Raw genomic sequence first — 9,923 nt, 5'->3', positions numbered from 1 at the left:
GATTAGTCTGAAGCCAAAAAAAAAGTCTATACCTTTCGGTACAGACTTTTTCAAACTCTCTATCCTAAGAGTTCATCAATTTTCTTTTTCAGCTGTTCCTTGGGCACAAAGCCTACCTGAGTATCTACAGATTCTCCGCCTTTAAAAAACATCAGTGTAGGAATGCTCATAATTTTGTAATTGCCGGCGGTGGTTCTGTTCTTATCCACGTTGACCTTGACAATCTTTACTTTACCGTCCATGTCACGGGCTACCTCTTCCAATACAGGAGCCATCATCCGGCAGGGCCCACACCAGGCAGCCCAGAAATCCACCACTACCGGTACGTTGGCCTTAAGTACCTCATCTGCAAAGTTGGCATCACTGACTTCCAATACATAATCACTCACTTTTGTTTGCCTCCCTTTCTTTTAGTTCATCCAAATAATGCGCGGCATTGACAGCGGCGATGGCGCCGTCGGAGACTGCAGTAACCACCTGGCGCAAAGATTTTTCCCTGAGATCTCCGGCTGCGTACACCCCGGGAACCGACGTTTCCATGTCTTCATTGGTTAGCAGGTACCCATGTTTGCTTTGCGGCAGTTCATCCCCTAAAAATTCTGTATTGGGCAACAATCCCACATAAAGGAAAATTCCTTCCACGGCCAGGTCCCATGTTTTATTTTGCACCTTATCATGCAAAGTTACACTTTCAACACCGTCTGTACCGTTGATTTTTGTCACCACAGTATTTAAAATAAGTTCAATTTTGGGGTTAGCCTTAACCCGGTCCTGCAAAATGCCAATGCCCCGTAACTCTTCCCGGCGGTGCACCAGATACACTTTGGACGCAAACTTGGTCATCACCAGTGCCTCTTCCAGTGCGGAGTCACCACCACCCACCACCACAACTTCTTTGTCATGGTAAAAGGAGCCGTCGCACGTTACACAGTAAGAAACGCCTTTTCCTTTCAACTCTTTTTCGCCCGGAACATCAAGGGGACGGGAACGGGTACCGGTGGCAATCAACAGTGTCTTGGCGCGAAATGCACCCTCTGTGGTATGTACCTCTTTGACATCACCCTGAAGCGATACCCGCTCAATGGTGGTCAACGCCATTTCCGTGCCAAATTTGCGTGCCTGCTCTTCCAAAAGCTGACCGAACTCCAGGCCGTTAATTCCTTCAGGAAAACCGGGGTAGTTTTCCACGATATCACTGGTAGCGATTTGCCCTCCGGAGAGCATATGCTCAATTACAAGTACCGACATTCGGGAGCGAGACGCATAAATAGCTGCAGTTAGCCCTGCAGGGCCACCCCCGAGAACAATCAAATCATACAAAGTTTCCTGACGGGTCATGAACTTGCCTCCTAACGTATGTAGCACAGCGAATATATCCATTCTACCAGATGCTGCACCATCAGGCAACGGAAGACAAGAATACGAAAGAAATTGAGTAACTCTTAAAAATCATTCTAACAGAAACCATCCGGGAGAATATTAAATTCCGCTTAACAGAGTAAGAGGTATGGGCGTTTGCCCACACCTCTTTTATACATTTAGCTTTAAAGATAAGTCCAGAGCCCGGTAGCGGTGGGTCAGATAGCCCAGTGAAATTAAATCCACTCCGGTTTGGGCCACTTCGCCGAGGCGTCCGGCAGTAATTCCCCCGGATGCTTCCACCAGAGCCCGTCCGTTTACCAGCCCAACGGCGGCAGTCATATCCTCACTGTTCATATTATCAAGCATAATCACATCCACCCCACAGTCCAGTGCTTCTTGCACCTGGGGCAGCGTGGCCGCCTCCACCTCAATCTTAACGGGAAATCCCACATGCTTACGCACCCGTTCAACGGCAGCGGTAATGGAACCGGCTCCTTCAATATGGTTATCCTTAATCATAACCATGTCGGCCAGGTTAAAACGGTGATTTTCACCGCCCCCTACCCGCACCGCATATTTTTCCAGAACACGCAGCCCCGGCGTAGTTTTGCGGGTATCCACAATACGTGCCTTGGTTCCGACTACCTCCTGTATGGCTTGCCGGGTCAGTGTGGCCACTCCCGACATACGCTGCAGGAAGTTAAGGGCTGTCCGCTCCCCCTTTAATATTGAAGCAACAGAGCCGTCAATGGTGGCCACAACATCACCGGGCTTTATCAGGTCGCCGTCAGTGCAGGCAGGCTTAAAGTCCACACCGTCATCCACCTGGGCAAACACATAGGCGGCTACCGGCAGTCCTGCCACCACCGCTTCTTCACGGGAGATGATTTTGGCGCTTCCTTTTTCATCGGTAAAAATACTATCGGTGGTTCGGTCCCCCAGAGAAAGATCTTCTGTTAAAGCAGCATCGACTGCATGTTTAAACTGCAATGGGTGCACAGGTACCATCCTCCTTTTCATTTAACGGACGGTGACAACGGGCAAAGTCTGCATTCTTGCAGGGGTAGTCGCTGCGGAAATGGCCACCGCGGCTTTCTTTGCGCCAGAGGGCACCTTTGACAATTAAACCCGCCACGGTAAGCAAATTATGAAGCTCACGGCTCTCCTGATTGGCGCTTAGCGGCACCGTTGTGCCAATTTTTTTCAGTTCTGCTTCCAGTTCGGCTAAGCGCCGTCCTTCCCGCAATACACCGGCATCGGCAAACATGCGCTGCCGCACATGCTCCCGTATTCCTGCTATTTGCAGAGAATTTGCTTCCTGCTTATTACACGGGGCAAATCGCACCTTTTGCGGGGAGTTGGCACCCCGTTTTTCTATATCCCGCACAGCCCGCCAGGCAAACACCAGTCCTTCCAAAAGCGAATTACTGGCTAACCTGTTGGCGCCATGGACTCCGCTGCAGGCTACTTCCCCACAGGCATACAGTCCGGGCAAACTGGTCTGGCCATTAAGGCCGGTGACCACACCGCCCATAGCATAATGTGCCGCCGGAGAAACGGGCAACCAGTCTTTGGCCATATTCAAGCCACGCTCACCGGCTTTTTGATAGATGGTGGGGAAACGCTTTTGTAAAAACGCCTGGCCTTTATGGGTGATATCCAGAAAAACGTCGCCGCCGTCCTCCTTCTTCATCTCCTGCAGAATTGCCCGGGCCACCACATCCCGGGGACCCAATTCTGCCATGGGATGATAGTCATCCATAAAACGCTCACCACGATGATTACGCAAAACCGCTCCTTCGCCACGTACAGCCTCGGAAATCAGGAACGTTTCCTGCTCTGAGCGGCCTCTGAACACGGTGGGATGAAACTGGACAAACTCCATATCCGCCACCCGGGCCCCGGCCCGGTAAGCCATGGCCACACCGTCGCCGGTGGCCACCTCCGGATTGGTTGTCCGGGCAAAAACCTGTCCCAAACCGCCGGTTGCCAATATGACCGCACCGGCGCGAATTTCCTCCCCCGTTACAGTACGGATGCCACAGACCGTTCCTTCGTGCTGCAACAGTTCCGTGACAAATACATGCTGGCGGATTGTCACCGACTTACTTTTTAGAAGGGTACTTTGCATGGTTTCCTGAATGAGGCGTCCGGTGGCATCGCCGCCGCAGTGCAGTACACGGTTATGGTGATGAGCACCTTCCCGGGTCAGCGCCAGTGAACCGTCTATTCTGTCAAAGGGGGTTCCCAGCGACATAAGCTCTGCCACACGCCGGGGGCCTTCTTCCACCATAACGGCCACAGCAGCCGGATCGCAGATGTCTACCCCCGCTGCCAGAGTGTCCTCTAGATGCTGGCGGGGACTGTCATCATCACCAACTGCCGCCGCAATACCGCCCTGGGCAAGCCAAGTGTTGGTATCCTGTAGCTTTCCCTTAGTTACCAGGCAAACACGGGCAAACTCCGCAGCGCTCAGTGCTGCATAAAGCCCGGCAATGCCGCTGCCCACCACAATAATATCATATTCGCTTGTTTGACTTTTCTTTGTGTGACCCATCGGTCATCACTCCCTAACCTGATGATAAAACTCCCGCTTTTAAAAAGCGGGAGGGTAAATCAAGTTAATCTTTGCTTACGATACGGCCAGCATACGCTCCAATGCTCTGCGGGCCCCTTCCCTGACTTCATCATCAACGGTAATCACCGGCTGCATGTTCTCCAGAGCAGCTGCAACCTTCTCCAGGTTGGTGTATTTCATATTGGGGCAAACCAATCCTTGATGGAGCAGATAAAATTCCTTTTCGGGATTTTCTTTCTCCAGGCGGTGAATCAGGCCCATTTCCGTCCCAATAATCAGCTTCTTGTGTTCTGATTCCCGGGCAAATTTCAGTATCCCGCCGGTGGAGAAGGCATGGTCTGCTTTCTTTACCACCTCAGGCCGGCATTCCGGGTGAACTACTACCACAGCATCGGGATGCCTTTCACGGGCCGCATCAACATCTGCCGCCCGGACACGGTGATGGGTTATGCAGTACCCCTCCCACATAATCATACGCTTGTCCGTTCTGTCGGCAATAAAGCTCCCCAGATTCATATCCGGTACAAAAAGAATTTCCTCGGTATCCAGCGAATTTACCACGTTGAGCGCGTTGGAGGAAGTGACACAAACATCACTTTCCGCCTTCACAGCAGCAGAAGAATTAACGTAGGTAACCACTGTAGCATTGGGATGCTCTTTCTTTTTCTCGCGCAGGGCATCTGCCGTTACCATGTCGGCCATAGGGCAGCCGGCCAGAATTTCCGGCAAAAGCACGGTCTTTTCCGGCGCCAGGATTGCAGCACCTTCTGCCATAAAATGCACACCGCAAAAAACGATGACATCGGCATCGGTATCTGCAGCCACACGGCTCAGCCCAAAAGAATCTCCCACATAATCAGCGATATCCTGTACCTCACCAATCTGATAATTATGCGCCAGAATCACAGCATTTCTTTCTTCTTTTAATTTCAGTATCTTTTCTGTCAGCTGAGCATTTTGTTCACGCATAAAAAAAACATCCTCTCCCTTATTTGCACTCAATTATGCCACGGGAGAGGTGTCTTGTCAACTGTAAATACATTGCAGGGCTGTTAAAAGGTTTTCTTCACAATCAATCCACAAGGAAATGAGCAGCGCGCAGGCCGGCGATAATCTCCTCCAAAACCCCGTTATCAGGGGCTTCAATGGTATGCAGATGCACACCGTCGGTAAGTTCGGCCAAAGGACGTGCCTCCGTCACTGCCAACCGTTCCAGAAAGTGGTTCAGGTCGCGCCGGCTGGAGATCATCAAGTTACCGCGCATTTCTCCATATACCGGATGCTCCACCACCACATCCAAAACCTTTCCTCCCAAATCAACCACAATGCCGATTTCCGCTTCAATCTCCTGGGGAGTATGTCGACAGGCTAAAACAGCCTGCACAGCAGCCGCAGCCTGATTCAGAGGTATCATATACCCTTGAGGCGTGGCCAGGATCTGCTCACCGGCGGCACGCAAAATAGCAATGTCCTGCACAATCACCTGTCGGCTTACACCAAACCGTTGTGCCAGGTCGCCGCCGGTAACCGGTTTCTCTGCTTCCCGCAGTGACCTGAGCAACTCCTCACGTCTTTTTTCCGCTTCCATCACTACCTCCCGACACAATACTTACCGAAGCCGGAGCCATTTAACACCGGCTAATTTTTATTCCTGTAAAACGAACTCCACCCTGACAGTATCCTGCACATCACCGTTTTGAGCACCTTGCGTATTAATCTCCATTAACAGCGTCTCTTCTGCCACAACCTCCGAATCCACCACCACATTCAGGGAAAAATATTTCCAGTCCCGGGAAGCGTTCATACCTGTTACCCCGCTAATTAACACAGTACCGCTGCCATCCATCAGCCGATACTGCACATTTCCCTCATGTTCATTAATAATACCCTCTACCTTAAAGCGATGCCCCACCTGCTCACCAGGGCCGGGAGAAAACACTTTAATGTGTGCCGAGCCAGCTGCAATGGGTTGCAGATAATCAATTTCCAAAAGCTGCGGCACAAAATCCTCGTCCCCAACCGCTTTAAATTCCACCGGCAGGCCGGTGGCCTCAATCATTTCCAAGGCATAAGGATAGGTTTCCTCTGCATTAACGTCCTTATCCTCGTCCGGAGCAGTAAACTTAACTTCAACATAGACCTTTTCATCTTCTTCGTCCACGTCCACATCTATGATTTCCACATTATAACCGTCGGATTCCTTTTGGCCGTAGGTAACCAAGAGATACTGCATACCGTCCAGCTCACGGGACTGGCCCAAAAAAATTCCGCGTGAATATTCCAGCCAGTCATCAATAATTTCTTCAGCAGCCGGTTCGTCCACGTCGTTATTCTCACCATTTTCATATTCGCCAACAGCATCATTACCATTTAAAGAATTATTCTGCGAGGACATGTCCCCGTTTTCAGCGCATCCGGTAACCAGTACAATCCCCAACAAAAGTGTTAACAACAAGACAAGTCGTTTTCTGAGCATGCAAATTATCCTCCCGACATGATTCTACATCCAGTATGGTTTATTTTACATCAAATAGAGCAAAAATGGAAGAATATTTTACTTTCCTGCCGGTTTGCCGATTATGGAAGCGGGCGCTAAGACCACCGATCCCGCCAGAACCGACCTACTGTTTCCAGCGAAAAAACCTCCCCAATATAAAGGTTTTATTTTGTAAATGAATAGTGTATAATCAATTATAACTGTAGCTAATACAGTTCAGATATCAATTTTTGAGAGGAATGAGTTATTTTGCTGCCCCAACTTAATATCGGCAACCTCAAAGTGAAAATTCCCATTATTCAGGGTGGCATGGCTGTACGGGTATCCACGGCCAAACTAGCCGCTGCTGTTGCTAATGAAGGTGGTGCAGGCGTCATAGCCGGTACCGGCCTGTCTGTTCAAGCCCTGCAAGAAGAAATACGCAAAGCCCGGGAACTGACTTCCGGCATAATCGGCGTCAACGTCCTCTTTGCCGCTAGCCAGTTTGCGCAACTAGTAAGAGCTGCCATGAAAGAACGTGTAGATTTCATCGTTTCCGGAGCAGGCTTCTCCCGCGACATCTTTGCCTGGGGAAAAGAAATGAACGTTCCTGTTCTCTCCATGGTTTCCTCGGCAAGGGTAGCTAAGCTGGCCGAGAAGATGGGAGCTGCCGCCGTAATTGTGGAAGGCAAGGAAGCGGGAGGACACCTGGGCACCGACAGATCCGTCTTTGACCTCCTCAAAGAAGTTGTCGGTTCTGTCAAGATTCCGGTAATTGCCGCCGGAGGAATTATGGATGGCTATGATATAAAAAAAGCACTGGATTACGGTGCCGATGGAGTGCAAATGGCCACACGCTTTGTGGCCAGCACCGAATGTGAAGCCAGTGATAAATTTAAGGACCTGTATTTAAACAGCCGCCCCGAGGATTCAGTCCTCATTGATAGTCCGGTAGGTCTCCCTGGCCGGGCCCTCCGCAACCAACTGACTGAGCGGTTGGCCGCTGAAAAAAAGCTCCCACTGGAGAATTGCGACAGCTGTCTCAAAAAATGCAGCCATGCTTTCTGCATTCTCGACGCTCTGGAAAAGGCGGTTGACGGTGATGTGGAAAACGGCTTGGTGTTCTCCGGAGAGTACTTCCATAAAATCAAGGAAATCCTGCCCGTCAGCCAAATTATGAAGCAACTTATAGCTGAGTACGAAGAGGCTCAAGGCGACAACCCGCGCATCACCTTGGCCCAATAAACACGTTTCCAGAACCTCAAGTCATAATATCAAGACCAACGCAAAAAAGCCTTGCACCATAAAGTGCAGGGCTTTTCCCGTAAACTAAAAGCTACGGATAACTAAACAGACAAACTGACCCACTCCAGTCGGCCACCTAAACCTCTCCCAGATAAATCTCATCAATTGCCAGACGTGGCCGCGGTTTTGGATCCTGCGCCGAATATCCAACAGGCAGCAGCGCCACCACATGCAGTGATTCAGGCAGCTCCAGCAGCTCTTTGACACGACGCTGACTAAACAACATTACCCAGCAGCTGCCAAGCCCCAAATCAACGGCTCTTAATACCATGTGCTCAATAGCAATAGCCGCATTGAGACTAAGATACGCAAGGTTTGCCGCATCATCCCGCGGTCTTTTTTTAGCGTAATCCTTGCCGGTCATCTTCTCCAAATCAGTGCCTGCAAATGCCCCGCTTTCCCGTAATTCTTTAACCCTCTGCCCCTTGGTGTCCACAGAGCTCTTATCCACACAGCAGACCATTATCAGGGGCGCCTGCGCAATGAAGTTTACATTATACGTACATTTGGCTAACCGCTCTCTCTTCTCCTGGCTGGTAACAGCCATAAAGCGCCAGGGCTGAAGGTTTGTCCCTGACGGCGCCTGACGCGCAGCTTCCAACAATTCCACAATGGTTTCACCCGGCAGCTTATCCTCTTTAAATTTACGAATACTCCGTTGCTTTTCAATTGCCGCTTTTAGTTCCAACTATTGCACTCCTCTCAATTCCAGCATAATTGCAGTATAACACAAACATAAAATAAAATCGAAATTGGAGTAACCTTAATCAAAGGACCAAAAAAAGCCTTGCACAGTTGTGCAAGGCTTTTTATGGCTCCCCCGAGTAGGACTCGAACCTGGGCCTAACCCAGTGAGCAGCGCGAACGGAGTTAATGTAGCCAAATAATGATAATGACACTACCACCAGAGTGTTGAATACAACAACGAGTCAGCACGTTGTGTAGCAGTCGCCAAACCCCTATCGGTTAAATAACTGGCGAAGGAATGTAATATTGCCCTAAACGCCAATAATGCCCTGCACGTTTTGTGCAGGGCATTATTTGGCTCCCCGAGTAGGACTCGAACCTACAACCTATCGGTTAACAGCCGATTGCTCTACCATTGAGCTATCGAGGAATACAGCCGAATCCAAGGGCTTTATAGCGTCCTCGGATTCGGGGGTTAAATAAGGATCTGGCAGAGACCTACTCTCCCAGGGACTCGCGTCCCAAGTACCATCGGCGCTGGAGGACTTAACGTCCGTGTTCGGAATGGGAACGGGTGTGACCCCTCCGCTATTTCCACCAGAAAGTTCTCTCAAAACTGAACAGCGATATGTTAAAGAGTTATTCACCAGAAATGCGTGCCTTTTCAGTTTCCTTAATCACGCATTTCGGTACTGTATTCCTTAGCCACTTTTCAAATGAAAAGTGATTTATTAAAATACAGTACAAATTAAGGTTAAGTCCTCGACCTATTAGTACCGGTCAGCTTAAGACATTGCTGCCATTACACCTCCGGCCTATCAACCAGATCATCTCTCTGGGGTCTTACCTCGTTAACCGAGCGGGAAAACTTATCTTAGAGGGGGCTTCGCGCTTAGATGCTTTCAGCGCTTATCCCGTCCAGACATAGCTACCCAGCAGTGCCCTTGGCAGGACAACTGGTACACCAGAGGTCTGTCCATCCCGGTCCTCTCGTACTAGGGACAGCTCTCTTCAATTTTCCTACGCCCATGACAGATAGGGACCGAACTGTCTCACGACGTTCTGAACCCAGCTCACGTACCGCTTTAATTGGCGAACAGCCAAACCCTTGGGACCTAATACAGCCCCAGGATGCGATGAGCCGACATCGAGGTGCCAAACCTCCCCGTCGATGTGGACTCTTGGGGGAGATAAGCCTGTTATCCCCGGGGTAGCTTTTATCCGTTGAGCGACGGCCCTGCCACGCAGCACCGCCGGATCACTAAGTCCGACTTTCGTCCCTGCTCCACCCGTCGGTGTCGCAGTGAAGCTTCCTTCTGCCTTTACACTCTACGCGCGATTCCCGACCGCGCTGAGGAAACCTTTGAGCGCCTCCGTTACTCTTTGGGAGGCGACCGCCCCAGTCAACTGCCCACCTGACACTGTCCCGGAACCGGAATAACTGCTCGCGGGTAGAAATTTCGCTTATGAAAAGGGTGGGTATCCCCACGGGGTTGACCTCCCACCCGAGGGCTG

The 9,923-nt window shown here is 50.5% G+C and carries 9 protein-coding genes, 1 tRNA gene and 2 rRNA genes; 1 reads left to right on the top strand and 11 read right to left on the bottom strand.

Annotation, left to right across the window (positions count from 1 at the left end):
- Window positions 1-59: 59 nt before the first annotated feature.
- The 7 genes from trxA to DEALDRAFT_RS15560 form a co-directional block, all read right to left on the bottom strand.
- The gene (gene trxA, locus DEALDRAFT_RS15590; protein ID WP_008519295.1) at window positions 60-389 is read right to left on the bottom strand and encodes a thioredoxin; all 330 of its coding nucleotides are present in this window, start codon (window positions 387-389) and stop codon (window positions 60-62) included.
- The gene (gene trxB / locus DEALDRAFT_RS15585) at window positions 382-1,338 is read right to left on the bottom strand and encodes a thioredoxin-disulfide reductase (protein WP_008519293.1); all 957 of its coding nucleotides are present in this window, start codon (window positions 1,336-1,338) and stop codon (window positions 382-384) included. The genes trxA and trxB overlap by 8 nt, the downstream gene beginning before the upstream one ends.
- 192 nt (window positions 1,339-1,530) lie before the next feature.
- Window positions 1,531-2,361: a carboxylating nicotinate-nucleotide diphosphorylase gene (gene nadC / locus DEALDRAFT_RS15580; RefSeq protein WP_008519290.1), complete on the bottom strand. Its 831-nt coding sequence runs from the start codon at window positions 2,359-2,361 to the stop codon at window positions 1,531-1,533.
- Entirely contained in the window at window positions 2,342-3,919 is a 1,578-nt protein-coding gene (gene nadB, locus DEALDRAFT_RS15575) for an L-aspartate oxidase (RefSeq protein WP_008519288.1), read from the bottom strand. Before nadB ends, nadC begins: the two co-directional genes overlap by 20 nt.
- 75 nt (window positions 3,920-3,994) lie before the next feature.
- Window positions 3,995-4,909 carry a quinolinate synthase NadA gene (gene nadA / locus DEALDRAFT_RS15570; protein ID WP_008519286.1) on the bottom strand — a complete coding sequence of 305 codons (915 nt, stop codon included), beginning with the start codon at window positions 4,907-4,909 and terminating at the stop codon, window positions 3,995-3,997.
- Window positions 4,910-5,012: 103 nt separating this feature from the next.
- Window positions 5,013-5,528 (bottom strand): transcription repressor NadR, encoded by a 516-nt coding sequence (locus tag DEALDRAFT_RS15565; protein ID WP_008519284.1) that lies wholly within the window; start codon window positions 5,526-5,528, stop codon window positions 5,013-5,015.
- A gap of 57 nt (window positions 5,529-5,585) precedes the next feature.
- The gene (locus DEALDRAFT_RS15560; RefSeq protein ID WP_008519282.1) at window positions 5,586-6,416 is read right to left on the bottom strand and encodes a protease complex subunit PrcB family protein; all 831 of its coding nucleotides are present in this window, start codon (window positions 6,414-6,416) and stop codon (window positions 5,586-5,588) included.
- Window positions 6,417-6,683: 267 nt separating this feature from the next.
- On the opposite strand from DEALDRAFT_RS15560, the gene DEALDRAFT_RS15555 reads away from it, so the two are divergent.
- A complete protein-coding gene (locus DEALDRAFT_RS15555) occupies window positions 6,684-7,661 on the top strand; it encodes an NAD(P)H-dependent flavin oxidoreductase (RefSeq protein ID WP_040379337.1) in 978 nt (325 codons plus the stop codon).
- Between the two features lie 136 nt (window positions 7,662-7,797).
- On the opposite strand, the gene DEALDRAFT_RS15550 is transcribed toward DEALDRAFT_RS15555, so the two are convergent.
- The 4 genes from DEALDRAFT_RS15550 to DEALDRAFT_RS17110 form a co-directional block, all read right to left on the bottom strand.
- Window positions 7,798-8,409 carry a nitroreductase family protein gene (locus tag DEALDRAFT_RS15550; protein WP_008519279.1) on the bottom strand — a complete coding sequence of 204 codons (612 nt, stop codon included), beginning with the start codon at window positions 8,407-8,409 and terminating at the stop codon, window positions 7,798-7,800.
- 354 nt (window positions 8,410-8,763) lie between these two features.
- Window positions 8,764-8,838: transfer RNA gene (locus DEALDRAFT_RS15545), tRNA-Asn, on the bottom strand.
- Between the two features lie 55 nt (window positions 8,839-8,893).
- A 5S ribosomal RNA gene (gene rrf, locus DEALDRAFT_RS15540) occupies window positions 8,894-9,010 on the bottom strand.
- A gap of 148 nt (window positions 9,011-9,158) precedes the next feature.
- Window positions 9,159-9,923: ribosomal RNA gene (locus tag DEALDRAFT_RS17110) — 23S ribosomal RNA — on the bottom strand; the annotation flags it as partial.

The sequence above is a fragment of the Dethiobacter alkaliphilus AHT 1 genome (genome assembly GCF_000174415.1).
GTDB classification, from domain to species: domain Bacteria; phylum Bacillota; class Dethiobacteria; order Dethiobacterales; family Dethiobacteraceae; genus Dethiobacter; species Dethiobacter alkaliphilus.
The sequence above is the reverse complement of the archived record's forward strand: the minus strand, read 5'-3'. Positions and strand labels throughout refer to the sequence as shown.